This is a genomic window from Rhizobium sp. BK529, assembly GCF_014194105.1.
GTDB lineage: Bacteria > Pseudomonadota > Alphaproteobacteria > Rhizobiales > Rhizobiaceae > Rhizobium.
Genome location: NZ_JACIAU010000002.1, coordinates 271,271 through 297,208 on the forward strand (window position 1 = coordinate 271,271; position 25,938 = coordinate 297,208).

General features: G+C 59.5%; 23 protein-coding genes. 10 read left to right on the forward strand and 13 right to left on the reverse strand.

Translation table 11 applies throughout. The features are described from left to right. The first annotated feature begins 1 nt into the window (after position 1). The 3 genes from FHX08_RS18370 to FHX08_RS18380 are packed head-to-tail and all read left to right on the forward strand — an operon-like array spanning position 2 to position 4,201. Positions 2 to 1,135: an ABC transporter permease gene (locus tag FHX08_RS18370; protein WP_132654808.1), complete on the forward strand. Its 1,134-nt coding sequence runs from the start codon at positions 2 to 4 to the stop codon at positions 1,133 to 1,135. Between the two features lie 10 nt (positions 1,136 to 1,145). After that, on the forward strand, positions 1,146 to 2,813 hold the full coding sequence (locus tag FHX08_RS18375; RefSeq protein WP_132654810.1) for an ABC transporter ATP-binding protein: 1,668 nt from the start codon (positions 1,146 to 1,148) through the stop codon (positions 2,811 to 2,813). A 20-nt stretch (positions 2,814 to 2,833) separates the two neighbouring features. Beyond that, positions 2,834 to 4,201 carry an alpha-glucosidase/alpha-galactosidase gene (locus tag FHX08_RS18380; protein ID WP_132654812.1) on the forward strand — a complete coding sequence of 456 codons (1,368 nt, stop codon included), beginning with the start codon at positions 2,834 to 2,836 and terminating at the stop codon, positions 4,199 to 4,201. A gap of 53 nt (positions 4,202 to 4,254) precedes the next feature. On the opposite strand, the gene FHX08_RS18385 is transcribed toward FHX08_RS18380, so the two are convergent. From FHX08_RS18385 to FHX08_RS18400, 4 genes are all read right to left on the reverse strand, one after another. Beyond that, positions 4,255 to 4,749: an RES family NAD+ phosphorylase gene (locus FHX08_RS18385; RefSeq protein WP_184327512.1), complete on the reverse strand. Its 495-nt coding sequence runs from the start codon at positions 4,747 to 4,749 to the stop codon at positions 4,255 to 4,257. A gap of 5 nt (positions 4,750 to 4,754) precedes the next feature. After that, positions 4,755 to 5,105: an MbcA/ParS/Xre antitoxin family protein gene (locus FHX08_RS18390; RefSeq protein WP_132654816.1), complete on the reverse strand. Its 351-nt coding sequence runs from the start codon at positions 5,103 to 5,105 to the stop codon at positions 4,755 to 4,757. Positions 5,106 to 5,254: 149 nt separating this feature from the next. Beyond that, the gene (locus tag FHX08_RS18395) at positions 5,255 to 6,127 is read right to left on the reverse strand and encodes an amidohydrolase family protein (RefSeq protein ID WP_132654818.1); all 873 of its coding nucleotides are present in this window, start codon (positions 6,125 to 6,127) and stop codon (positions 5,255 to 5,257) included. Then, on the reverse strand, positions 6,124 to 7,836 hold the full coding sequence (locus tag FHX08_RS18400) for an IlvD/Edd family dehydratase (RefSeq protein WP_132654820.1): 1,713 nt from the start codon (positions 7,834 to 7,836) through the stop codon (positions 6,124 to 6,126). Before FHX08_RS18400 ends, FHX08_RS18395 begins: the two co-directional genes overlap by 4 nt. A 222-nt stretch (positions 7,837 to 8,058) precedes the next feature. Here FHX08_RS18400 and FHX08_RS18405 point away from each other — a divergent pair, with 222 nt between their 5' ends. Both FHX08_RS18405 and FHX08_RS18410 read left to right on the forward strand, forming a co-directional pair. After that, positions 8,059 to 9,084 carry a Gfo/Idh/MocA family protein gene (locus FHX08_RS18405; RefSeq protein WP_132654822.1) on the forward strand — a complete coding sequence of 342 codons (1,026 nt, stop codon included), beginning with the start codon at positions 8,059 to 8,061 and terminating at the stop codon, positions 9,082 to 9,084. A gap of 26 nt (positions 9,085 to 9,110) precedes the next feature. Continuing rightward, entirely contained in the window at positions 9,111 to 9,782 is a 672-nt protein-coding gene (locus FHX08_RS18410) for a GntR family transcriptional regulator (protein WP_132654824.1), read from the forward strand. 43 nt (positions 9,783 to 9,825) lie between these two features. Here FHX08_RS18410 and FHX08_RS18415 read toward each other — a convergent pair whose 3' ends face one another. The 8 genes from FHX08_RS18415 to FHX08_RS18450 all read right to left on the reverse strand — a co-directional run bounded on the left by FHX08_RS18415 (position 9,826) and on the right by FHX08_RS18450 (position 18,525). Then, the gene (locus FHX08_RS18415) at positions 9,826 to 10,767 is read right to left on the reverse strand and encodes a PfkB family carbohydrate kinase (RefSeq protein WP_132654826.1); all 942 of its coding nucleotides are present in this window, start codon (positions 10,765 to 10,767) and stop codon (positions 9,826 to 9,828) included. 2 nt (positions 10,768 to 10,769) lie between these two features. Beyond that, positions 10,770 to 11,825 (reverse strand): ABC transporter ATP-binding protein, encoded by a 1,056-nt coding sequence (locus FHX08_RS18420; protein WP_132654828.1) that lies wholly within the window; start codon positions 11,823 to 11,825, stop codon positions 10,770 to 10,772. 26 nt (positions 11,826 to 11,851) lie between these two features. Further along, on the reverse strand, positions 11,852 to 12,673 hold the full coding sequence (locus tag FHX08_RS18425; RefSeq protein WP_132654830.1) for a carbohydrate ABC transporter permease: 822 nt from the start codon (positions 12,671 to 12,673) through the stop codon (positions 11,852 to 11,854). After that, on the reverse strand, positions 12,673 to 13,611 hold the full coding sequence (locus FHX08_RS18430) for a carbohydrate ABC transporter permease (RefSeq protein WP_132654832.1): 939 nt from the start codon (positions 13,609 to 13,611) through the stop codon (positions 12,673 to 12,675). Before FHX08_RS18430 ends, FHX08_RS18425 begins: the two co-directional genes overlap by 1 nt. Then, a complete protein-coding gene (locus tag FHX08_RS18435) occupies positions 13,611 to 14,942 on the reverse strand; it encodes an ABC transporter substrate-binding protein (protein ID WP_132654834.1) in 1,332 nt (443 codons plus the stop codon). Before FHX08_RS18435 ends, FHX08_RS18430 begins: the two co-directional genes overlap by 1 nt. 52 nt (positions 14,943 to 14,994) lie before the next feature. Beyond that, entirely contained in the window at positions 14,995 to 15,654 is a 660-nt protein-coding gene (locus tag FHX08_RS18440; RefSeq protein ID WP_184327514.1) for a GntR family transcriptional regulator, read from the reverse strand. Positions 15,655 to 15,677: 23 nt separating this feature from the next. Continuing rightward, the gene (locus FHX08_RS18445) at positions 15,678 to 16,562 is read right to left on the reverse strand and encodes a dihydrodipicolinate synthase family protein (RefSeq protein WP_184327516.1); all 885 of its coding nucleotides are present in this window, start codon (positions 16,560 to 16,562) and stop codon (positions 15,678 to 15,680) included. 334 nt (positions 16,563 to 16,896) lie between these two features. Further along, entirely contained in the window at positions 16,897 to 18,525 is a 1,629-nt protein-coding gene (locus FHX08_RS18450) for a GH39 family glycosyl hydrolase (protein ID WP_184327518.1), read from the reverse strand. Between the two features lie 353 nt (positions 18,526 to 18,878). Between FHX08_RS18450 and FHX08_RS18455 the strand changes: the two genes are divergently transcribed. The 5 genes from FHX08_RS18455 to FHX08_RS18475 all read left to right on the forward strand — a co-directional run bounded on the left by FHX08_RS18455 (position 18,879) and on the right by FHX08_RS18475 (position 24,629). After that, on the forward strand, positions 18,879 to 20,780 hold the full coding sequence (locus FHX08_RS18455; protein WP_184327520.1) for an ABC transporter substrate-binding protein: 1,902 nt from the start codon (positions 18,879 to 18,881) through the stop codon (positions 20,778 to 20,780). Between the two features lie 67 nt (positions 20,781 to 20,847). Continuing rightward, a complete protein-coding gene (locus FHX08_RS18460; protein WP_184327522.1) occupies positions 20,848 to 21,852 on the forward strand; it encodes an ABC transporter permease in 1,005 nt (334 codons plus the stop codon). 5 nt (positions 21,853 to 21,857) lie between these two features. Continuing rightward, positions 21,858 to 22,715 carry an ABC transporter permease gene (locus FHX08_RS18465; RefSeq protein WP_132654846.1) on the forward strand — a complete coding sequence of 286 codons (858 nt, stop codon included), beginning with the start codon at positions 21,858 to 21,860 and terminating at the stop codon, positions 22,713 to 22,715. Between the two features lie 4 nt (positions 22,716 to 22,719). Next, the gene (locus FHX08_RS18470; protein WP_184327524.1) at positions 22,720 to 23,754 is read left to right on the forward strand and encodes an ABC transporter ATP-binding protein; all 1,035 of its coding nucleotides are present in this window, start codon (positions 22,720 to 22,722) and stop codon (positions 23,752 to 23,754) included. After that, positions 23,751 to 24,629: an ABC transporter ATP-binding protein gene (locus FHX08_RS18475; protein ID WP_132654850.1), complete on the forward strand. Its 879-nt coding sequence runs from the start codon at positions 23,751 to 23,753 to the stop codon at positions 24,627 to 24,629. Before FHX08_RS18470 ends, FHX08_RS18475 begins: the two co-directional genes overlap by 4 nt. A gap of 54 nt (positions 24,630 to 24,683) precedes the next feature. Here the strand turns inward: FHX08_RS18475 and FHX08_RS18480 are convergent, their stop codons facing one another. Beyond that, a complete protein-coding gene (locus FHX08_RS18480; RefSeq protein ID WP_132654852.1) occupies positions 24,684 to 25,835 on the reverse strand; it encodes an alpha-hydroxy acid oxidase in 1,152 nt (383 codons plus the stop codon). Between the last annotated feature and the right edge of the window lie 103 nt (positions 25,836 to 25,938).

The window sequence follows — 25,938 nt, forward strand, 5'->3', positions numbered from 1 at the left end:
TATGTTTGCCTTCGACTCTTCCACGCCGCAGCCACCGCATGAGGAAACCGTCAGGAATGCCGGTCACGGCAACGAGAGCTATATGGCGCTCGTCTGGCGCCGGCTGCGACGCTCCTGGACCGGCATGATCGGCCTTGTCCTCGTCGGCCTGCTGATCATCATGGCGGTCTTTGCCGATTTCTTTGCGCCAATGGATCCGAAGGCGACCGATGTCGGCTTCGCACCGCCGCAACTGATCAGCATCCATGACAAGGAAGGCAATTTCGTCTGGCCGCGGATCTACGCGCTGGCCGATTCCGAAGAACTCGATCCCGTCACTTTCCAGCCGATCGTCGGCCTTGACTACGACAATCCGCGCTCCCTAGGTTTCTTCGTGAAAGGGTCGGACTATAACCTGCTAGGCCTCATCCCGGCCAATCGACACTTCTTCGGTTCCGTGGACGGCCAGCCGGTGCACTTCCTCGGCACGGATAAATTTGGTCGCGATGTGCTGTCGCGCGCCATTATCGGCTCACGCATCTCGCTGATGATCGCGCTGACCGTCGTCTTCATCGTCACCATCGTCGGGACGACCGTCGGTATGGTCTCTGGCTATTATGGCGGCGCTTTCGACGTCTGGGTCCAGCGTTTCGTCGAGCTGGTGCTCGCCTTCCCCCAGCTGCCGCTTTATCTGGCGCTGACATCTTTGATCCCGATCACGGCGCCCACGAATGTCTTCCTCGCCTTCGTGATCTTCGTCATGTCGGCGCTTGGTTGGGCGCAGATGTCACGCGAGGTGCGCGGCAAGACGCTGGCGCTGGCGCGTATCGAATATGTGCGGGCTGCAATGGCCGTCGGGGCAACCGATCGGCGCATCATTTTTCAGCATATTTTCCCGAACGTGATGAGCCATGTGATCGTTGCCGTTACGATCCATATTCCAAGCGTTGTGCTGCTGGAATCCTTCCTCGGCTTCCTCGGCTTTGCCGTAAAGCCGCCGCTGATCTCCTGGGGGCTGATGCTGCAGGACACGGCCAACTATTCCGTCATCGGAACCTATCCCTGGATTCTGACGCCCGTCGCTTTCGTGCTGATCACCGTCTTCGCCTTCAATGCGCTGGGCGATGGTCTGCGTGATGCGGTCGACCCCTACTGAGGTGATGAAGATGGCTCTTGCTCTCGTCAGTTCCTTCGCCCCGCCCGTCCGTCACGACCATGACGGCCGCAAGGAAGCCCCTGTTATCGATGCGCGCAATATCGGCGTGAACTTCAAGGTCGAACATGGCACCGTCGAAGCTGTGAAGGATATTTCCTTCCAGCTTTATCGCGGCGAAACGATCGCCATCGTCGGCGAATCCGGCTCCGGCAAGTCGGTGACGGCGCGCACTGTGATGGGCCTCTTGTCCAAGCGGGCGGTGATTTCGCCGCGCTCAAGCGTCGAATATGACGGCAACAATATCCTGAAATTTTCCGAGAGGGCGCGCCGCAAACTGCGTGGCGACCGCATCTCGATGATCTTTCAGGAGCCCATGAGCTCGCTGAACCCGATCTATACGATCGGCAGCCAGATCGTCGAAGCGATCCGCGTTCACCGCAAGATGAGCCGCAAGCAGGCCGACGCTAAGGCGCTGGAACTGCTGAAGCAGGTGCAGATTCCCGATCCCGAGGCACGGCTGCGGCAATATCCGCATCAGCTTTCGGGCGGCCAGCGTCAGCGCGTGATGATCGCCATGGCGCTCGCCAACGATCCCGACGTGCTGATCGCCGACGAGCCGACGACGGCGCTCGACGTGACCGTCCAGGCGCAGATCCTCAACCTCATTCGCAACCTTCAGACCGAATTACGGATGGCGGTGATCCTCATTACCCACGACCTGACGGTCGTGCGCAAATTCTCCGACTATGTCTATGTGATGCAGCACGGCGAGATGCGCGAGCATAACGTCACTGAACAGCTCTTCGCCAATCCGCAGCATCCCTATACCAAGCATTTGCTGGCATCCGAGCCGCGCGGCCAGGCCAATCCGCTGCCTGAGGGATCAGATATTATTCTAGATGCCCGCGGCGTACGCGTCTCCTTCATGATGCGCCATGGCGGTTTCTTCAAGCCGCAATTGCGCGAGCTGGTCGCTGTCGACAGCCTCAATCTGACACTCAGGCGTCACGAGACGCTGGGTCTCGTCGGCGAATCGGGTTCGGGCAAGACGACCTTCGGCCAGGCTCTGCTGAGGCTCAGTGACACTGACAACGGCGAGATCTATTTCGACCGGCAGCCGATCCACGGCAAGTCGCGGGCCGAAATGCGACCTTTGCGCTCGCGCATGCAGGTGGTCTTTCAGGATCCCTTCGCCTCCCTCAACCCGCGCATGACGATCGGCCAGATCATCGAGGAGGGGCTTGTTGTCAATAAGCTTGGCGCCACCAGGGGCGAGCGGCTGGACCGCGTTCGCGAGGCGCTGATTGCTGCCGGCATGCCGGGCAATATCCTCTCACGCTTTCCCCATGAATTTTCCGGCGGTCAGCGCCAGCGCATCGCCATCGCACGAGCGATCGCTCTGGAGCCGGAATTTATCCTGCTCGACGAGCCGACCTCGGCGCTCGATCTCTCCATCCAAGCGCAGATCATCGAACTCCTGCGCAAGCTGCAGGACGAGCGGGGTCTCAGCTACCTTTTCATTTCGCATGACCTGAAGGTCGTGCGCGCCCTCTGCCACCGTGTAATCGTCATGCAGCACGGCAAGATCATGGAAGAGGGGCCTGTCAACGAAGTCCTTTCCAATCCCAAGACACCCTACACCGAACGGCTCGTCAGAGCCGCTTTCGAGGTAGCCTAATTTCAGAATGCCGGAGGTTCATAATGGCAAATCCCAGAATAGCGTTCATCGGAGCTGGCTCCACCGTTTTCATGAAGAATATCGTCGGCGATATTCTGCAGCGTCCAGCGCTGTCGGGCGCCACGATCGCGCTGATGGACATCAATCCGCAGCGGCTTGAAGAAAGCGCCATCGTCGTCAACAAGCTGATCTCGACACTTGGCGTGAAAGCGAAGGCTGAGACCTACTCCGATCAGCGCAAGGCGCTGTCTGGCGCCGATTTCGTCGTCGTCGCCTTCCAGATCGGCGGCTACGAGCCCTGTACGGTGACCGATTTCGAGGTGCCGAAGAAATACGGCTTGCGCCAGACGATCGCCGATACGCTGGGCGTCGGCGGTATCATGCGTGGCCTGCGCACTGTGCCGCATCTTTGGAAAATCTGCGAGGATATGCGCGCCGTCTGCCCGAACGCCATCATGCTGCAATATGTAAACCCGATGGCGATCAATACCTGGGCGATCGCGGAGAAATATCCCGATATCAAGCAGGTCGGCCTCTGCCATTCAGTTCAGGGCACGGCGATGGAGCTCGCCCATGATCTCGACATCCCCTATGAAGAGATCCGCTACCGCTCGGCCGGCATCAACCATATGGCCTTCTACCTGAAGTTCGAGCATCGCCAGCCGGATGGTTCCTATAAGAACCTCTATCCCGATCTCGTGCGCGCCTATCGCGAGGGACGTGCGCCGAAGCCTGGCTGGAATCCGCGTTGCCCGAACAAGGTGCGTTATGAAATGCTGACGCGCCTCGGCTATTTCGTCACCGAAAGCTCGGAGCATTTTGCCGAATACACGCCTTACTTCATCAAGGAAGGCCGCGAGGACCTGATCGAGAAGTTCGGCATTCCTCTCGACGAATATCCGAAGCGCTGCATTGAACAGATCGCCCGCTGGAAAGGCCAGGCGGAAGCCTATCGGTCCGCAGACAAGATCGAAGTCAAGGAATCGAAGGAATATGCCTCCTCGATCATCAATTCCGTCTGGACCGGCGAGCCCTCGGTTATCTACGGCAACGTCCGCAACAATGGCTGCATCACCTCGCTGCCATCAAATTGCGCTGCCGAAGTGCCCTGCCTCGTTGATGCCTCCGGCATCCAACCGACCTATATCGGCGACCTGCCGCCGCAGTTGACCGCCCTGATCCGCACCAACATCAATGTCCAGGAGCTGACGGTCCAGGCACTGATGACGGAAAATCCCGAGCATATCTACCATGCCGCGATGATGGATCCGCATACGGCCGCCGAACTCGATCTCGACCAGATCTGGTCGCTGGTGGACGAATTGCTCGCCACCCACGGCGACTGGCTGCCGGAATGGGCACGGCCGAACAAGGTTCGCGCCGCCTGAGACCCAGACGCGATCAGCGCCGGCGGATAAGTCGGCGCCGATCACGCTTAAGGCTACGACAATCTGCCTTCGTCATCGATCAATGTTAGGCGGCAAGGAGCAGTGTCGCTCCATCGCCAGAGCACGAGATTGAGATCGTCGCTTCTCGCCGCAGGAGCAAAACTCCTGACGAGGAGGCCATGATAGCCATCAGACACGAGTTTACGGGAAAAGGTTTGTGTTCGTGCCTCTCCGCTTGCCTTCATCTCATCGCGCCAGCTCGCTGCGGCCATCGCTTCGGCATCGATCCCTTCGGCTTTTAGCGCAGCCTCGTCCCTGCTGTCGAAGATGCGCTCGATTTGAGCTTCGTAGGAGACAAGGGTCGTCGGTTGCAGGCTGCCGACCTGATTGGCTTCCCTGAGCGCAGTCAGAACGGACAGGGATGTATAAAGCGCCGGCATTCCCTTGGGATTGAACCGGCCGCCGTAGAGTTCTGCTCCCCGCCCGGAGAGCGGCTCACGCGCATAGATCGGGTTCAGGGCACGGTAGAGTTTGCCTTCATACCGCATAGGCACTAGGCGTGAATACCGGCATCGATCGCGTCGATATAATCCATGACCTCATCTGCCCGTCCGTCGCGGACGAGCTGCATAGCCGTCTGGCCCGAAAAGCCGGACAGAGGCTCGGAACGATACCAGGCATAGGCCATCAGCGCCGAGCCGAAGCGCGGTTCGACCTTGTTGACGACCTCGATCATTTCACGCAGGCGTCGCTGCGTCTTGTCGGAGCGCAGACGATCCTTGCGTTGGATCGCATCCTTGCCGAGACCGGCAGTACGAGCGATCTCTTCGCTCGTCGTGCGGAAGGCATCGGCGATTTTGCGTGGCGCAAACAGACCGCCATCTGCGTATTGTGCGAGGCCCATGATTCCATCTCAGTGTCGTTAATACTGACGTTATATAGCGTCGAAATGAGCGGCATTCAATGCCACGCCTGGCATCCGCCGACACGTAGGCCTTCTTGGCAACCCGCAGTCACATAGGCGCTGCTTGCCATCATCAACGCACTTCCAGCCTACCGGTCAAAGAACAGCCTTTCGGCATTGTCGATGAAGATCTTGCGGGCGAGCGTGGTCTCGCCGATCGCCTCCTGGATTCCGTCGATCAGGTCGGCATCGTCGGGCATATCATTCCAGAGTTCGGTATGAGGCCAATCGCTGCCCCAAAGCAGCTTTTCCGGATGGCTGGCTGCGAGTGCGCGCACCACCTCGGCAAAACCTGCATAACGGCGCTCGCGCGTCAGCCTATAAGGTGCCGTGAGCTTGATGTAGCCACCGGGACTATCCGCCAGCCGCTGGAAGGCCGGAACATAGTTCCGCCATGCGCCGTCAGCGAGGGGGATGAAGCCCAGATGGTCGATGACGAACCTGATACCGAGATGGGGCAGCCACCCGGCAAGATCACCAATTTGCTCCGGACTGACTTGAAGCTGCAGCGACCAGCCGAAATCGCCGATTGCAGCCGCCAATACCTCAGCGGCCGCAAGCGGCAGACCGCCCTTGTTGCGGGTGTTGATGCGCACGCCGCGCACACCGAGCCGGTCAAGACGGGCGATCTCGCCAGGTGTTGTCTCGGGATCGATGACGACGATACCACGGAGGCGATCCGGGAAGGCGGTGAGTGCTTCGATCAGAACCTGGTTGTCGAGCCCGTAGACACTTGGCTGGACAAGGATACCCCTGCCGATATCGAGCCGGTCGGCAAAGGCGATCCAGTCGGCAGTTGTCGCAATATCGGGCGTATAGCTGCGCGGCGTATTAAGCGGCGCTCCGGATCGGAAGACATGAAAATGCGTGTCGATCGTGTCTTGCGGCAATGGGTTCGCCGGTAGGCGCGTCAATGGCAAGCGCGGCAGGCAGAGCGGGGCATCGCTATCCACCATGCTCATTTCGCCTCCAGATCCTCATGCTGGAGGAAATCGAAGTCGACGCCTTCATCAGCCTGCAGCACGCGCGCGTGATAGAGCTTCGCATAACCGCGTGCCGGTTCGGCTGCCGATATATTTCCGAGTTCCGTCATCCGCCGGTCAAATTCTGCCTGATCGATGGTAAGGTCTATGCGTCGTTCCTTGACGTCGAGGCGGATACGGTCACCGGTTCTGACGATTGCCAGCGGCCCGCCGGCGGCGGCCTCGGGGGCAATATGCAGCACGATGGTGCCGAAGGCAGTGCCGCTCATGCGGGCATCGGAGATGCGCACCATATCCTTGACGCCCTGGCGGGCGAGTTTGCGCGGGATCGGCAGATAGCCGGCTTCCGGCATACCCGGCGCCCCCTTTGGGCCGGCATTGCGCAGGACGAGAATATCGTCAGCGCTGACATCGAGATCGTCGCTGTCGATCCGCAAGGTCATGTCCTGGACGGAATCGAAGACAACCGCGCGCCCTTCATGCTGCAACAGATCCTTTGACGCAGCCGATTGTTTGATCACGGCGCCGCGCGGCGCGAGATTGCCCTGGAGCACGGCGATCGTGCCGATGGGCTTCAGTGGTCTTTCGACCGTGCGGATGATGGTCTGGCCGGGCTCGTCGGGTGCCGCATCGATCACCTCGCCGATCGTTTTGCCATAGACAGTCCGCTGGCCGCCGTCGATTTCGTGGCGTACCGCCTTCAGCAGCGTTTGCACGCCGCCGGCCTCGTGGAACTGCTCCATGTAATGCTGGCCGGAGGGCTGAAGGTCGACGAGCAGCGGGATGATCTTGCCGAGCCTGTCGAGTTCGGCCATGTCGAGGCGAATGCCAAGTCGCCCGGTAATGGCGGCAAGGTGGACGACGGCATTGGTCGAGCCGCCCATCGCCTGTAGGGCGACGAGGCCGTTGCGGATCGCGGCTGGCGTCAGGATATCGCGCACGGTCGGAGCAGCCGGGTTCGATGCAAGTCCGGCAGCAACGCGACCGGTTTCCTCTGCCAAACGCACACGCTCGGATTCAGCAGCAGGTGCCGATCCTGCCCGAGGAAGGCAGAGGCCCATCACTTCTGTCAGGTTGGCCATGGTGCTTGCCGTTCCCATGACCGTGCAGGTGCCGATTGAGCTCGCTAGCTTATTGTTGACGTCGATAATTTCGGCCTCGTCGATTTCGCCGGCGCGGAAGCGACCCCAGAAACGCCGACAATCGGTGCAGGCGCCAAGCCTTTCGCCCTTGTGGTGGCCGACGGCCATCGGTCCGGTCGGCAGGAAGATTGCCGGGATCTCGCTGCTCGCGGCGGCCATGATCTGCGCCGGCAGCGTCTTGTCGCAGCCACCGATGAGGATGACGGCATCCATCGGCTGGGCGCGGATCATCTCCTCGGTTTCCATCGCCATCAGATTGCGCAAATACATCGAGGTCGGCGAGGCGAAGCTCTCGTGGATGGAAATGGTCGGGAAGACCATCGGCATGGCGCCAGCCAGCATAACACCGCGCTTGGCCGCTTCGATCAGCTGTGGGACATTGCCATGGCATGGGTTGAAATCGCTGTAGGTATTGGCAATTCCCACGATCGGCCGATCCAGAGCATCGTCTGAATAGCCCATCGCCTTGATGAACGCCTTTCTGAGGAAAAGGGAAAAACCCTGATCGCCGTAACTCGTCAGCTTGCGACGAAGACCGCTCGACATTGTTCCTCCCTCGTCTCTCTTAATTCGAGATCAAGCCTAGTGGGATATGCATGATTGTCAATAAAGAAGATGCGTCCCCACCCGTGTCCATCACCTTGATTGTCGTATCTTACGGAAAAAACCTAAGATAAATCGTGATAATTTCTATTTTTGCACGAGCTTGTGCATTGGCATTCGGCGAGGCGGCGTCTAGATTATCGATAAAATGAGATGAGGTGAGGCATGGCAGAGATCAGGCGAAGACGAGTAGGGATGATTGGCGCCGGTTGGGTCAGCGAGTATCACCTACCGGCATGGAAGAAGCAGTCCGCACGCGCCGACATCGTGGCGATTGCTGATCCTTCCGCGCGAGCACTTGAGGCCAAAAGCCAGAATTTTGGCATTGCTCGCAGCTACCCCAGCGCGGAGGCGATGTTCGCCGAAGAAACACTCGACGCCGTCGATATCTGCGCCCCACGTGAGGCTCATGTGGAGCTTGTGCAACTGGCGGCAGCCAATGGTGTCGATATTCTTTGTCAGAAGCCGCTGGCACCCGATTATGATCAGGCTGCCGCTCTCATCGCAGGCCTGCCCAAGTCAACCCGCTTGATGGTGCATGAGAACTGGCGGTTCCGCGCCTATTACCGGCGGCTCAAGGCGTGGCTTCAGGAGGGATTGGCTGGTGAGATCAGGCAGGTGCAGTTTGAGTTCTTCTCGAGCGGCATGATCGCTGATGCCGAAGGGGACAGGCCGGCTCTGATCCGCCAGCCGTTTTTCCGTAGGCAGCAGCGTCTGCTGGTCATGGAAATAATGATCCATCACTTGGATACGCTCCGGTACCTGCTTGGCGAGATGGAGGTGATTGCGGCACGGCTCGAGCGCAGCAACGACGACATCATTGCCGAAGATGTCGCTGCCGTCGTTCTGCGCCGTCTGGACGACGGCGTGATCATCACTGTAAACGCCAATCTCGCGGTGCATGGTGCGCCGCCGGCGCCGCGTGATCATCTGCGGATCTTCGGGGCGCAGGCAACGCTGGAGCTGGAGGGAAGCCGTTTGTCGGCGACGGGCCTTGTTCGTCGCGAGGAAGAGTTCGATGCGGATACCGTCTATCAGGAGGCTTATGACGCGACAATCGCGCATTTCCTCGATGGGCTGGACGGTCGCGTAAAGATGGAGACGGTGCCCGATGATAACATGAAGACACTGGCGCTGGTCGAAGAGATCTATCGGCGAAGCCGGTTCGACGCTCAACGCAAACCAAGATAAGATGGCTCGCCGTCGGAGGACTATTGATGCAGACGCTCGATGACATCAGGGAAGACCAGATCGAACATGACGATCTGAGCATCGCACGCGCGCTTGAAGAAGACATCATCTTCGGACGGCTGGCGCCTGGTACACGTCTGACTGAAGATACCTTGCTGGCGCGCTTCCACGTCACCCGTCATTTCGCCCGCCAGGCGATCGTCCAGCTGGAAACGATGGGCATCGTCGTGCGCGAGCGCAACAAGGGTGCCACTGTGCGCTCGCTGACCCCTCGCCAGGTGCAGGAGATCTATGATGTGCGCGAACTGCTGCAGCGGCAGGCTGCTCTCTGGATTCCCTTGCCCGCACCCGACAAACTGATCGCCGATCTGACGGCCCTGCATGAAGAGCACGGCCGTCACGTCGAAGCCGGCTACCTACGCGGCGTGCACGAGACGAATGACCGATTCCACCTGACGCTTTTCGGCGCCTGCGGCAATTCCTATCTCGTGCAATCGATCGAACTTTATATGCGCCTCAGCCTGCCGGTGCGCGCCAACTCTATGTCGAGCAAGGAATCCCTGCAGATCTCGCATGAACATCATCGGCTGATGATCGAGATGCTGAAGGGCCGGGACAATTGGGTTCTGGCGCAGCTCTGTGTCGATCATCTGCAGCCGAGCAAGAAGCGTTATCTCGCCTATGTAAGCGAGAATTGAGGCCCTAGACGGCTTGGCCGGCGATCGTGTCGGCGGCCGCCGATTATCTGCATGCAGCTTCGTCCAAAAGGGCCGAAACCGCGATGCGATCCGGTGCGCCGAGCCGCCCGCCGAAGACAGAGCATTTCAGCGCCGCGGCGGCCGAGGCCATCCGGATCGCAGCATCGGTCGCCAAGCCCTCCGAGATCGCCAGTGCATAGGCACCGTGGAAAATATCTCCAGCCGCGAGTGTGTCGATCGTCTTTATCCGAAAAGCCGGCATATGGGCGACGGTGCCCATCTCTTCATCCCACCAGTAGCTGCCACGCTCTCCGGCCGTGACGACGACCAGTGCTTGCCGATATTGCCGCTTCAGAAACGAGACCATGCCGGCCGGATCACTGATCTGCGAAAGGCTATGAGCTGCCGGTTCTGAAAAGATGATGTGGTCGGCCTCTTTGGCCAGCATGTCGATAATGTGAGGCGGTGCGACATCGCCGTCTAGGATCGCGGGCTTGCCCGCTGTCCTTGCGGTCCGCAGCACTTTAAGGGCGAGAGCCGGCCAACGCACATCCACCATGACGGAATCGAATGCGGTGAGATCGTCGGCCGTTACTTCCCTGACGTTCTCGTGCAGGCGTGGGTCATAGAACGGAACAATCAACCGTTCGCCATCATCGTCGATGAGGATCGTCGAAACGGCGGAGCGGGCACCGGCCACCCGGGCGCTGCCACTGACATCGATACCAGCTCGCTGCAACTCGGTCAGGATCTGCTCTCCGGCCTGGTCGTCGCCGACGGCACCCCATAGGCTTGCCATGCCGCCGAGGCGGATAATGGCAAAGGCCGCGCTTGATGCCATGCCCTCGGCCACCTGCAACATGTCGTAGGGCAGAACCTTCCCCGGTACCTGCGGAATTGCCTTGACGCGAAACAGCGTATCGAGCACGGCCGCACCGACGCACAGGACGTGGCGCGGCCTGCAATCCGCAGTGGGTGAGGTCATATTCAAATGCGCTGGCCAGTCGATTTATCGAAGAGGTGGGCGCTTTCCGGATCGATGGAAATCGAGACCGTATCGCCATAGGCAATGGCCAGTCGCTCTCGAAAGAGGCAGGAAATCTGCTCGCCGCTGCAGTCGAGCTTGGCGAAGATCTCCGATCCGGTTCCCTCGACGATCTCGGCGCGGCCGGCAATTCCGCCCTGGTTCGCGCGGATATGTTCGGGGCGAATGCCGTATACGAGTGGCCCGGCAGTCGGTGCGCTCTTGATATTATTGGGCAGCGGCAAGATCAGACCCTTTTCCGTGCGGAAAACACCCTCCTCGATCCTGCCGTCGATGAAATTCATCGATGGCGAGCCGATGAAGCCGGCAACGAAGAGATTGGCGGGCCGGTCATAGAGATCCAGCGGAGCCCCGACCTGCTCGATCACACCATCATGCAAGACCACGATCTTGTCGGCCATCGTCATCGCTTCAATCTGGTCATGGGTGACATAGATCGTCGTGGTCTTGATGCGCTGGTGCAGCGATTTGATCTCGGCGCGCATCTGTACGCGCAGCTTGGCATCGAGATTGGAAAGCGGTTCGTCGAACAGGAAGACCTGCGGATCGCGCACCAATGCACGGCCCATGGCAACGCGCTGACGCTGCCCGCCCGAAAGCTGCTTCGGATAGCGATCGAGCAGTTTTTCGAGGCCAAGAATGTTTGCGGCCTTATTGACCCGTTCGGAGATTTCCGATGTATCGGCCTTCTTCAATTTCAGGGCAAAGCCCATATTGTCGGCGACGCTCATATGCGGATAGAGCGCGTAGTTCTGGAAGACCATCGCAATATCCCGGTCGCGGGCTCGCAGATTGCTGACATCGCGGGTGCCGATCCGGATTTCGCCATCGCTCATTTCCTCAAGTCCTGCGATCATGCGCAGAAGAGTAGACTTGCCGCAGCCGGACGGACCGACGAGGACGACAAATTCTCCGTCGGCGATATCGACGCTGATATCCCTGATCACGTTAACGGCACCGAAGCGCTTCTGGACGTTTCGAATGTTCACATTAGCCATTTTTGATTGTCCTTTCAGTGCTCGGCTTAGCCGCCCTTGACGGCGCCAGCGGTCAAGCCAGCGACGATCTGCTTTTGCGCAAATATCGTCAGCACGAGTACGGGTAGCGTGACGATAAGTGCAGCCGCAGCAAGCGGCCCCCAGCTGACCTGTTCAAACGAAAGCATGTTGTAGACGGCGACCGGCAGGGTTCTGGTTTCACGGCTCGCCAGCACGATGCCGAATACGAAATTATTCCAGGAGAAGATGACCGACAGGATGAAGGCAACCACGATGCCCGGTTTTGCGATCGGCAGCGCCACCAGGCGAAACACCTGCCAGGACGTCGCCCCATCGATACTGGCTGCTTCCTCAAGCTCCATTGGCGTCGTTTCGAAATAGCCGATCATGATCCAGACGACGATCGGTACGGTCACCACCAGGTGGATGATGATCTGCGGCCAGAGCGTGCCGAGAAGATCGAGCCATTGGAACAGCAGGAAAAGCGGAATGAGGAACGATAGGCCGGGTGTCATGCGGGCGATCATGATGACCATGGCGGAACGCTCAGCCTTCAACCGCGCAATGCCGTAACCGGCAGGCACGCCGATCAGCAGCGCGAGCAGGGTAGCGCCGCCGGTCACGAGGATCGAATTCCAGAAATAGAGGAAAAAATTGTTTTCCTCGAAGACCTTCATGTAGTTCGACCAAGCGAAACGCTCGGGAATGAAGATCGGCGGGTAGGCACCGTTATCGATTTCGTATTTCAGCGAGAGCGAGATCATCCAGAGGAAAAACAGGATGACCGGGGAGACCATGACGAGGGCGACAAACAGCAGGCCGATACGGTCGATTGTCTTGCGTTTCATCAGCGTGTCTCCGTGTCCGACCAGTTGGCGCGTTGGCGTACCATCATCAGCACGAAGGAAAGCGCGACGATGATGACGAAGAAGACGACCGCCATCGCCGATCCATAGCCGATGTCATAGTAGGAAAAGGCTGTGTTATAGAGGTAGATGTTGATCGTTTCGGAGGCCGTTCCCGGGCCACCCTGTGTCATCGCATAGATGATGTCGAAGCTTTTGACCGCATCGATGCTTCTGATGATGACGCCGATCATCAGGAAGGGCGCGATCATCGGCAGGGTCAGGTAGCGGAACTTCTGCCAGGCATTTGCGCCGTCGATCTCCGCACTTTCATAGGGTTCGCGCGGAACGGCCGCCAAGCCGCCCAGAACGATCAGCATGATCAGCGGCGTCCACTGCCAGGTCTCGACCAGCACCAGCGAGGGAATGACGCTGTTCTGGTTGTAGATCCATTCCTGCGGCCCGATGCCGATCAAAGAGAGCAGGTAGTTGAGCACGCCGAGCTGCGGGTGGAACATCATGGTCCAGACGAGCGCGATGGCGACGGGTGTCGCCATCATCGGCATGACAAAAATGCCGCGCAGCAGCCCACGAAAGGGAAACTGCGCGTCGAAGATCAAGGCGGCGAGGGTGCCCAGAAACAGCGGAGCGACGACGGCAAGAAACGTGTAGAGCGCCGTGTGCCACAGTGACTCCCAGAAGCGCATGTCCACCAGCAGCCGGGCGTAATTGTCCAGTCCGGCAAAAACCACCGGCTGGCCCAGCGTCCAGCTGTTGACGCTCATCCAGAGCGTAAACACCCAGGGAAAAACGATGACCGCGGCGATGACGACCAGCGCCGGGACAACGAAGGGCCAGTAGTTCGGAGCAAGCCTGCCAGGCTTGCCCCTCCCATTTGCGATGCTTTTCGATCGCGGGGTGTCCATGCTCACGGATGCCATTATCCCTCGCTTCGGGCCAGGACCGGTTCGAACTGCGCCGTGGCGTTCTTCAGTTCCGCTGCCGGATCGGCGCCGCCGATCATGTTGGTCAGGCCGACACCATAGATGTCGCGGAACTCGGTGACCGGAATGATGACCGGCAGGGCGAGCTGCGAAACCTTGGCCGAGCCGGCAACGGCATCGACCCAGGTGCTCGGCATGGTGACGCCTTCGCGAACCTTTGCATCTTCGAGGACCGAATTGCGGAAGGGAACGCCGGCGCCGGCCTGCAGGAGGCGCGCACCCATGTCGTGAGAAATGACCCACTGGCAGAAGAGATAGGCTGCTTCCTTGTTCTTGCTGGCAGCGGTCACGCCAATGCCGTCGCCGGTCGTCGCGGCAGCCTGCGCCTTCGGTCCCTTCGGCATGATGCCGTAGCCGACCTTGCCAACGACACGGGACTTTTCGGGATTTTCGATCGGCGGAGCAAAGCCGACGCCGTCGAGCCACATGCCGACCTTGCCCTGCAGGAAGGCCGACTGTGCTTCCGCCCAGTTGAAGCCGGAAACGCCGACGGGGGCGGCCTTCGTCATCAGGCGCTGATACATTGTGGCGGCCTGGATGGCTTCGTCCGATGTCGTGCGCAGCTTTCCGTCAGGGCCAAGCGGCGTCGAGCCATAACCGAGCAGCAAGGTCGTCCAGACGGGCACGTTTGCATTCTTCAGGCCACGAGCGACGAAGCCGTAGGTATTGGAGGACTTATCAGTCAGTGCTTCAGCTGCACTGGCCATCTCGTCGAAGGTTGAGGGGTAGGAGAGACCCTTCTTCTCGAACAGTTCCTTGTTCCAGTAGACAATCCAGTAGTCCACCGAGAAGGGAAGCGAGCGCAGTACCCCTTGCGAATCCTTGGCGAACTGCAAGCCGGCTTCCGCAAAGTCGCTCTCGACCAACGACGGGTCGGTCAGCGACGGATCCTTGACGAAACCGCTGATATCGGCAAGCCAGCCGCCCTTCTCGAACTGGCGCTTCTGGACGTGGTAGCTGAGGTGGACGACGTCGAAGCTCGGCTTGCCGGAGCTAAGCTCGATCGTCGTCTTCTGGCGCTGCTGCTGCTCGGGTGTCGCTTCTGCGTTGACCTTGATGCCGGTGAGCGCTTCGAATTCGCTCAGATATTTGAGGATCGTTTCGCTGCGCGGGCTCTTGACGAGGTTTACCTCGAGCGTCGTTCCGGCAAAACGCTTCCAATCGACTGCCGCCGAAGCAGGCTTGATGCCGAGTAGCCCGGCAGCGCCGATCGCGGCTGAACCCGCCAGAAAGTTTCGGCGCGTGGGGCGAATGAATGATGATGTCATGCTGTTCTCCTCCTGGTATGTAGCCTGCGATCTCCTCACCGCAGGCATCAGTTTAAATTCTCAGCGCGCGACTGCGCGCGTGGTTGATGTGTGCGGCAAGGGCATCGACGGCATCTTGTGTATTTCTCTGCTCGATCGCTTCCAGCACGCGAAGATGCTCGCCCATGACGGGACCGACGCGTCCGTCGATGCGGAAACGTTCCTGGCTGATTAGCCGCATCTTGATCGAGTTGACGCGATAGGCGTTGGAAATGATGGTATTGCCCAGCGCGTCGATAAAGGCGTCATGCATGCCCCAGTCGACGGCCTGGGCGTGGACTTCCAGTTCATGCGAATGGTTGCCGCCCTCGATTGCCGCCACGATCTCGCGATGCTGTCTCAGGAGTGCCCCGATCGTCTCGTCGCTGGCCGTCTCCGTGAAGATCCCGACGGCTTCTTTTTCGAGAAAAAGCCGAAGTTGGAAAGCTTCGCGGATGAGATTGAGATCGATATGGGCAATTTGCAGGCCGCGTTGCGGCACGGTCTTGATGAGGCCCTCGGCTTCAAGCCGCGGAATAAGCTCACGGATGGCGCCGAGCGTCAGGCCGGTCAATTCGACAAGCCTGCGCTGGGAGACGAATTGCCCGGGACGGACGTCACGCGCAAGCAGATGCCGGGTAAAGCTCTCATAGGCTTTCTCTCTCAGCGTCGGCTGCTCGTCGGCTCCATCCATCGGGTTCTCCTCGTACATAAGCGCTAAGCTGCCTTTGTGCGAAAAAGTGCGTCAAAGGCAAGAACAAGCTCGCGCTGGCCATCTGCGGGGATTGTCGTCAGAGGCGGGCGAACCGCAAGCCATGTATCATCGCCCGTCATCTTTGACACCATGACTTTCACGGCCGGCGTGACGGGATGCTTGAGAAGCTCGGCGACGAAGTCTTCCACTCGCGGATCGTCTTTGCCGTCGACGGCCATGGCGCGAACTTCGTGCGGTGCAAAATTGGCCATGCCGGAAATTGCGCCCTGGCCGCCCATACGTACACCCTTTGCAAGGTGCCGTTCATCACCGATCAGGATGATCAGATCGCTGTGCTGGCGCAGCAAGGCTTCCGTATAGGGCCAGTCGCCGGAGGAGTCCTTGACGCCGGTGACGATGGAGGGGAAGGTCTTTCGCAGGCGGCTGATCAGGTCGATGCTCAACGCGACCATCGTTACCGAGGGAATGTTGTAGACCAGGACGTCACGTGCGGCGTCGCCCACACGTGCAAATACGTCGGCAAACCAGGCGAAGATGCCGTCGTCGCTCACATTTTTGAAATAGGAAGGCGGGGCGAGCAGGATATTGCGCGCTCCCTTTGACAGCGCTTGTGAGATCTGGTGAGCGGCATCTTCGGCAGCATCGACAAGCACGCCGACGACGATCTGTCGGGGCTGGATGCCGGAGGCAATGAAAGTGTCAAGGATCCGCTCCCGCTCCCGGCTGCCGATGGAAGCGCCTTCGCCGGTCGTTCCGAATAGCGTGACGCTGGCGCAACCCGATTCGAGGCTGCGTTTTGCCTGGGCGAGCATGACCTCAGTGGCAATTTCACCGCTGCTCTTGAAAGGCGTCGCCAACGCGACCGATAAACCAAACCCCGTCACCAATATGTCTCCCTCATGTCAGTGTCGAATGGCTAACATGTCAGTTGTTGGCTGTAAACCTGTTTCTGATGAATGGTCACAGGTGATGCGGAGAAGCTGTGGATTAAAGGTGGCGCAAGGGCACAGGGCGCGGCGACCCGGTCAGCGATGCCGGAGGTTGTTCCAGGAGGTGCGCATCATTGTATGTAAGACGCGTCCCGCTCTCGGCGCAGTCCGATATCTCGCCGGCAGACGGGCGTAGTGAATGGCCCGATCGAGAAAGGAAGGATCGCACACCGAATCTCCAGGGGGGCAGGGAGCGCAACTTGGAGAGTTGCGCTCCCTGTGGCCTGCCGTCTCACCAGTCCAGGCGCAGGAGAGACACGCCCTGACGCGGCAGGGAGAACTTGAGATCGATCTTGCCGTCCGTGACCGAAACTGAAGCCTTGTTGTCGATCTCAGCAAGCTTGCCGGAGGCTTCGAGCTTGGCGTAGTCGGCGTCTGCAATATCCTGCGGCTTGCCCATTTCCTTCCAGATACGGAAGGAGTTGGAATGCTGCTCGTCCATACGGAAGTGCTTGAGCGCAGCCGGGCGATTGCCCCAGCCATCGATCGAAAGATCGACCTCAGCGGCAGGGCCGGTCTCGTCGTCATCATGATAGTGCCAGACGAGAACCGAGACGCCTTTGTCGTCGCGGGTCGCCACGACATTGACGTCAGGCTTGTCGCGAACGCCGTGGCTCATGATGTCCTCGATATCGCGGCGATAGTCGCTTTCCGATTCCAGCCATTCGCCGCCGAGCTTGCCGAGCATGCGGAAGCCGTTCAGCACCGCCTTGTCGACTCCATTGGTCGCCAGGTCGCGGAAGCCGTCGAAATAAGGCTGGTCGTCGAAGAGGAAGGCCCAGGTCACCGCGCCTTCGATCTCGATATTGGCGCGGCGTGACAGTTCGTAGGTGCGGATCATGCTTTCGACGACATAGACGCCGTAGAGTGGACCGTTGCGATAACCGTTCTGCGGATGGACGCGCGCGGAGCAGGCGGCGCATCCTTCGGGATCGGACTCGCCAATGACGACGGGTAGGTGCCGAAGTTCCGGGAATTCGTTGATGATGGCAAGATTGGTTTCGATGTCGCGTAGCTGCTTGTGCAGGCCCATGCGCACATGGCCGTCGAAGATGACCGGATTTCCCTTGGCGTGGAAAGCAATGAAATCCAGCGGAGGCTTGTTTTCGACGACGTGGCGCAGGAAGGCGCGCAGGAAGGTCTGGGCCTTCTCGTTGGCAAAGGCGCCGCACGTGTGCGGGCCGCCGACGCGGGCCTTCGGCAGGGCGCGTTTCACCGCTCGTGCGCTTGCATCATACATGGCGCAGAATTCCGGGATCGTACCGGTCCAGTAATGGCCGTCGGGTTCGTTCCAGACTTCCCATGGCCAGGAGGAGACGACGTCCTCGCCGTAGCGATCGGCCAGATGCCGTGCCCAGGCCTCGATCAGGTCGCCCCATTTCTTCAAGTCTTTCGGCGGTGCGGTCCAGCCGGTGGTAATCGTCGCATATTTGTCGGCGGGCTCCCAATGATGCTTGTAGGGGCCGTCGAAATCGGAAAGCGCTTCCGGCGTGAAGCCGATCTGGATCAGCGGGATGCTGCCCGCTTCCACGTAGGCGTCGAAGATCTGATCGATGATCGTCCAGTCGTAAACAGGGTTGCCGTCGGCATCCTCCGTATAGGCATTGGTCGAGCCCCATTTCAGGGCAGGCTTGCCGTCTCCGCTTGTCAATAGATTATGCGCGCGGATGCGTGGCGCGACGGGGCTGAGCTCGGTCAACTCCTTCAGGAGCTTCTTGCCATGTGGGGAGTAAGTATAGTTCGGCTCGTCATAACCGAACCAGTTCCACAGTGGCTTGTAGGGCCCAGTCGGCCTGCCGGCGTGAACGTTGATGGTCACGTCATAGGAACTCGTCATCGTCTTTTCCTCTTGAACGGTCATGCCTCAGCCTCCTCCCGAAGGCCGACCGACCAATTTGTGATGAAGTGCGGCCGTCTTGGGAGGGCGCCGCGCTCGCCGCAAAAGCTAAGCGAAACAGCCATTTTGTCAATAATATAAAAACTCATGCTTAGACGGCGATTAAAAAATGCTGGAAATTCCGCGAGTTTTTGGCTTTCTGAAAATTTCCTGTTGCCGTTTTGCGAAAAATTGTCGATAAATGTTGAGGCGAAGCTTGCCGTCTGGAGGAGTCATATGGACTGTCAGGTCCCTATGAAGACGCTTTCGCCGGAACGCGATCGATAACGGATTACGGGAAGCGCCCGCCTCTGCGGGCCAAGGAGGAGGAGCGTCCGATGAAGTTCCCAAGATTTGCAGTCATTGCCTTATTGTCTCTCGCCGCTCTGCCTGCTTATGCGCAGGATTTCATTGCGGGTATTCCGCGCAATGAAACTCTGATCATCCAGGGCACACCGCAGCAGAATGCCGACTGGTTTAATGTCTGGGCGCCAGGCGGTGGCGGGGCTGCCAATGTCAACGGCCTGCAGCAGCTGACGACCGATACATTCTGGTTCATCAATCCAGAGGGCGGTCCGGACGCCTGGCAGAATGCGCTCGCCACCGAGCCGCCGGCCTACAATGCCGATTTCACGCAAATGACCGTGAAGCTGCGCAAGGGCATCTATTGGAGCGACGGTGTCGAATTCACCAGCGATGACGTGGTCTATACGGTCAAGACTCAGATCGACCATCCCGGCATGTCCTGGAGCGCGCCGTTTTCCGTCAACGTTGCCAGCGTAGAAAACCCTGATCCGCTGACAGTGGTCTTCCATCTGAAGAAGCCCAATTCACGCTTCCACACGCTATTTACAGTGCGGTGGAACGCCGCCTGGATCATGCCCAAGCATGTCTTCGAGAAAGTCGGCGATCCTCTGGCATTCAAGAACAATCCGCCGGTGTCTCTCAGCGCCTATGTGCTGCAGAGCTATGACAAGGGCGGCAACTGGACCATCTGGAAGCTACGAGACGATTGGCAGCGCACCTCCATCGGCATGGCCGCCAAGGAACCACCGCAAGTCAAATATGTCGTCTATCGTGCTGCCGGTAATCCGGAAGCCCGCGTCATCGAGCAGCGCAACCATAATCTCGACGTCATCAATGACATGGCGCCCGAAGGTATGTTCGCCATGATGCGCGACAGCAAGAGCGTCGCTTCCTGGCTTAAGGGCTTCCCCTACGCCCATCCGGACCCGACCCTGCCGTCCGTGTTGTTCAACACCAAGAAGCCGCCCTTCGATAACAAGGATGTCCGCTGGGCGCTGGCACTGATGATCGATATCCGTGCTGTCGCACTTGGCTCCTATCGCGGTGCCGCCAACCTCGCAGCGCTCGCCACGCCGCCGACGGGTTCCGCACCGGACGATTATTACGCGCCGATGCAGGACTGGCTCACCAATTTCGAGCTCGATACCGGCAGCCGCAAGATCAAGCCCTATGACCCCAATATTTCCGCGCAGATCGCCACCATGGTTCGCGGTCAGTGGGGCGACCAGATTCCCACCGATCCGAAGCAGCTTCAGCGCACCTTCGGTTTCGGCTGGTGGAAACAAGACGTGCAAGCCGCGAGTGAGCTGCTGCAGAAGGCCGGTTTCAAGAAGAGCGGCAATCAATGGCTGAAGCCCGACGGTACGCCGTTCACGATCCGCCTTCAGGTCGAAGGCGACGCCATTCCGACGCTCGCACGTGCCGGCACGGTCATTGCCCAGCAATGGAGCCAGAACGGCATTGCCACGAAAGTGGATGTTGCTGGCCCTACCAACGGCCAGCGCCTCAGTACCGGCGATTTCGAAGCTGCGATCTACTGGAGCATCGAAACGTGGGGCGGCCATCCGGACCTGTCCTTCTTCCTGGACAGCTACCATTCGGAATTCATCAAGCCGCTCGGCCAGATCCAGCCGCCGCGTAACCTGCAACGCTGGCAGGATCCGCGCCTCGACCAGATCATCGCAAAAAATCGATCCATTGCCTTCGATTCCTCTGATGTGACGAAGGTCGGCCAGGACTTCCTGAAGCTGGCCGTCGAGGAGATGCCGATGATCCCGCTGATGGCCTACAACAAGTTCGCGCCGTTCGACACGACCTACTGGACCAATTATCCGAGTGCCGAGAACCCTTATTCGGCCTCGGGTCCGAACTGGTCGAACATCCGCTACATGGTGACCGGCCTGAAGGCTAATCCGAACGCTCCCAAAAACTGATCGCTTCGACATGGGGAGTGGCCGGGCTGCCGACCGCTCCCCTTCATGCTATTGGAGGGTGAATGCCATGAATGGTTTTCTGATCTATGTGGGCAAGCGTTTCTTGCAGTTCCTCTTCGTCGTCGTCACCGGCATCACGCTTGCATTCCTGATTGCGCATTTCTCTCCGGTCGACCCGGTGGAACAGACCGTCTCGCTATTGACCAGCTTCGGCTCGACCGATCCGCAGGCGGTCGAGATCCTGCGCCAGTCGCTGCGGGAACTTTATGGGACCGGCGGCCCTCTCTTCGAACAATATTTCACTTTCTGGGGGCGGGTGCTGACTGGTGATTTCGGTCCGTCGCTATCGTCCTTCCCGACACCGGTCATGACTGTCATCGGCCGTGCCTTGCCATGGACAGTCGGGCTCTTGACGCTCGCGACCATCATCGCGTGGATCAGCGGTAATCTGCTTGGCGCGCTTGCCGGCTATTTCCGCAACAGCCGCTTGCTCAAACTTGCCGGCATCGTCATCATGGCGCTGCAGCCGATCCCGACTTACATTATCGGTCTCAGCCTCGTCATTCTTTTCGGCTTCATCTGGCCGATCCTGCCGATCAGTGATGGCGCGCAGGTCAATCTCGCGCCTGCTTTCAGCTGGACCTTCATCAGATCGGTGATCGAACACGGCATCCTGCCGGCGCTGACGCTTGTACTCGTCGGTATCGGCGGCTGGTTCATCTCTATGCGCTCGCTCGTCTCCAACATCGTCACCGACGATCATGTCGTCTATGCCGAGCTCGGCGGCGTGCGCTCAAGCCGCATCTTTTCGCATTATGTGGCGCGCAACGCCATGCTGCCGCAGGTCACGGGCCTGGCGCTCAGCCTCGGCAATGTCTTCGGCGGCGCCGTCATCGTCGAATTCGTCTTCAACTACCCAGGCATCGGCAAGCTCCTGATCTCGGGCATTTATTCCGGCGATTACAGCCTGGTGCTCGGCGTCACCACGATCGCGATCATTGCCGTCGCCTCTGCCGTCTTCGTGATCGACATCATCTATCCGCTGATCGATCCGCGCGTGAAACTGGGATAAGTGCGATGTTCAAGATCCTCAGAGACCTGCTCCGCTACAACAAGGAGTTCCTGTTCGGGACGATCCTGATTTTGATCATTGTCGGGTTGATCGTCTCCTCTTTCTTCTCTCCCTACGACGAGACTGCCATCTATGTCGTGATCCCCGATATGCCGCCATCGGCCGAGTTCTGGTTCGGTACGACGTCGCGCGGTCAGGATGTCTTCTGGCAGATCGGCGCGTCGCTGCGTAACACGTTGCTCTTCGGCATCATCGTCGCCGTCGTCAGCCGCCTCATTGCGCTCGTTGTCGGGCTGGTCTCGGGTTACGTCGGCGGGCGAACCGACCAAATCATCATGGGCATCAACGATACGCTCGGTGCGCTGCCGAACATTCCGATCCTGCTTCTGCTGGTCTTCGTGCTGCGCGACCAGATGACGTGGTCGGTGCTGGCGATCGTCGCAGCCTTGCTTGGCTGGACGCATGACAGCCGGCTGATCCGCTCGGTGGCGCTTTCTCTCCGCCATCGCGAATTCACGCGGCATGCGGTCTTTTCCGGCATGCGCACGTCGCAGATCCTCATTCGCGAGCACCTTCCCTATGTCATGCCGATCGTCTTCTTCACGACGATGAACAACCTCATCTGGGCGATCGGTCTGGAGGTGACTCTCTCCATCCTGGGCTTCTCCGACATCAACCGGCCAACAGTGGGTGGCATGATCTATTGGGCAAATGCCCATTCCGCCATGGTCGCCGGCGTCTGGTGGTGGGTCGCCTTCCCGATGCTCTTCGTAGTGATCCTCTTCCTCGGCCTCTTCATGCTCGCCATGTCGGTCAACGAATATATCGATCCGCGCTCGCGGCTCGCCCGAATGGGAGCGTGAGACGATGCAGAACCTTTTGAGGAAAGCGCCTTTGACCCTTGCCGAGAATTCCCGAGACGCGCTGACGATCGACGGACTGAAATGCTATTACGTCAATGATTATTTCGGGGTCCGGCGTGAGATCCGTGCCGTCGACGATATCAGCCTGACCGTCCGCAAGAACGAGATCTACGGTATCGCGGGCGAATCCTCGAGCGGCAAGACGTCGCTCATCAAGACGCTTGCCGGCGCCATCCGCCCGCCGATGCGGGTGGTTGGCGGCACGGTCAATTTCAATTTCGGTGGCAAGCCAATCGACGTCTATGGCGAGCCGCAGAAGATGCGTGCCGCCCGCTGGCGTCACCTTTCCTATATAATGCAGGGTTCGATGAATGTGCTGAACCCGGTTCGGCGCGTGAAACACGCTTTCAACGACTTCGCCTCCCGGCACATGAACCTCGATCCGGCGGCCTTCCGTCAGCGTGTCGAGGCCCATCTTGCCCGCCTGCATCTCGATCCGCATGTGCTTGAGGCTTTCCCACATCAGCTCTCCGGCGGGATGCGGCAGCGTTTGACCATTGCGCTTGCGACCGTCTGCGAGCCGGAGTTCATCATCGCCGATGAGCCGACGACGGCGCTTGACGTGCTCGTACAGCAAGATGTTCTGGCGCTGATCAAGGAAGTGCAGGCGCGTATGCAGTCCTCTGTCATCTTCGTGACCCATGACATGTCAGTGCATGCCGCCATCACTGATCGGTTGGCTATCATGTATGCTGGGCGGCTTGCCGAAGAGGGGCCAACCCAGGCGATCTTCGACAATCCGCAGCATCCCTATACGGTTCACCTGATCGGCAGCTTACCGCGGATCGGCGATACGAGAACGAGAAAGAGCCTGCAGGGCAAACCGCCGGCTCTTTCCAATCCGCCATCGGGATGCCGCTTCCATCCGCGGTGCCCGATCGCGATCGACCGATGCTCGAAGGAAGTCCCGGCCATGCTGCCGAGTGCGACTGGCGGGCGTGTGGCCTGTTTCAGGGCAGGGGAGTACAAGATCCAATGAGCGGCGAAAACCTTCTCGAACTTGACAATGTCAGCAAGTTTTTCCCGATCGGCGGCTTTTTTTCGCGCGCCAGGATGACAGCAGTCAATGAGGTCAGCTTCGCCTTGGAAACTGGTCGACCGGAGATATTCACGATCGTCGGCGAATCGGGCTCCGGCAAGTCGACGCTTGCCAAGATGATCCTGGGCAGCGAGACGGCCGACCGTGGCACGATCCGCTTTGATGGTGCAGACGTTGCCGGTATGCGCAGCCGTGGAGCCCGAGAAGCCTTCATGACCCGGGTCCAGCCGGTATTCCAGAACCCGTTCGAGGCTTTCAACCCACTCACGCGCATAGACGAGTATCTATTTTCCACCGCCCACCGCTTCAAGGGTGCGAAGAACCGCGCTGATCGTGAAGCACTTACCGATGTGGCACTGCAGCGGGTCGGCCTTTCTCTTGCGGAAATCCGCGGTCGCTATTCGCACGAATTGTCGGGTGGCCAGCTACAGCGTGTGGCGATCGCCCGCGCGCTTATTCCCGAACCGAAGCTGATCGTCGCCGACGAACCCGTTTCCATGGTGGACGCATCGCTGCGCATGTCGATCGTCAATCTGTTCCGCGAGCTGCGTGACACACTGAAAGTGTCGATCATCTATATCACCCATGATCTTGCGACCGCCTACTACATTGCCGACCGGGTCATCATCATGCGCAAAGGCGTGGTGGTCGAAAGCGGTGACGCGCGCACAGTGCTCGACAATCCTCAGCACGAGTATTCGATCGCCTTGAAGAATGCGGTGCTGCCGCCCGATCCGCATGATGCATCGGCCATCATCCGCGAGCGCCAGCAGGATGCCGGCGCATCTGCGCCTCGCAAGATTGTGAGCGCCTGATCATTCCCTGTCGAAGCCTGGCCTCGCCCCAAAGGAGGGAGGCCAGGCTTTGTTTCAGCAGGTGCGGAAACGCAGATTGCCGGGCGAAAGCTCGCTGACGGAGGCGCAGCCCATCAGCTTCATGCCGCGCTCGATTTCCGTTCGCATTTGCAGAAGGGCGCGTTCGACGCCGGCCTGACCGGCGGCGGCAAGCGGGAAGAGATAATAGCGTCCGACGCCAACGGCCTTGGCGCCGAGCGACAGAGCTTTCAGAACATGCGTGCCGCGCTGGACGCCGCCATCGACCATCACGTCAATGCGGTCGCCGACGGCATCGACGATTTCCGCCAGCTGGTCGAAGCCGCTGCGGGAACCATCGAGCTGACGCCCGCCGTGATTGGAAAGCACAATGCCGGTGCAGCCGATATCGATGGCGCGCTTGGCATCCTCGACCGTCATGATGCCCTTCAGGCAGAAATGCCCGCCCCAGGTCTTGACCATGTCGGCGACATCGTTCCAATTCATGGCCGGATCGAGCATCTCGGTGAAATAGCGGCTGATCGACATTGTGCCGCTGCCCATATCGACATGGCTGTCGAGCTGCGGCAGGCGGAATTTCTCATGGGTGAAATAATTGATCGCCCAGCCGGGCTTGACTGCAAACTGTGCCATGCCGGCAAGGTTGAGCTTGAAGGGAATGGCAAAGCCGGTGCGCTTGTCGCGTTCGCGGTTGCCACCGGTAATACTGTCGACAGTCAGCATCATCACCTGCACGCCCGCCTGTTTCGCCCGCGTCATCATTTCACGGTTGAGACCGCGGTCCCGATGGAAATAAAACTGATAGACCTGCGGCCCGTTGCTGATCTGCCTTGCCTCTTCCAGGCTGATCGTGCCGAGCGAGGAGACGCCGAACATCGTGCCGAATTTACCGGCGGCATGGGCGACCGCCCGTTCGCCTTCGTGGTGGAAGAGCCGCTGCAGCGCCGTCGGCGAGCAATAGATCGGCATAGCGAGCTTCTGGCCCATGACGGTGACCGACATGTCGACCTCGCTGACGCCACGCAGCACGCTTGGCAGAAGATCGCAAGTTTCGAAGGAGGAGGTGTTGCGCCGGTAGGTCACCTCGTCATCGGCTGCGCCATCGATATAGTTGAAAATCGGGCCGGGAAGACGCTGCTTGGCGAGACGGCGGAAATCGTGGAAATTATGGCAATCTGAAAGGCGCATACCTGTATCCAATCGAGGGCCGGCACGTCACGCCTCCGCGTGCGGCTCAGCCGATGAACGGCCGCGAGACCTCCTCGTCTTCGCGATCCATGTGAATGGGATA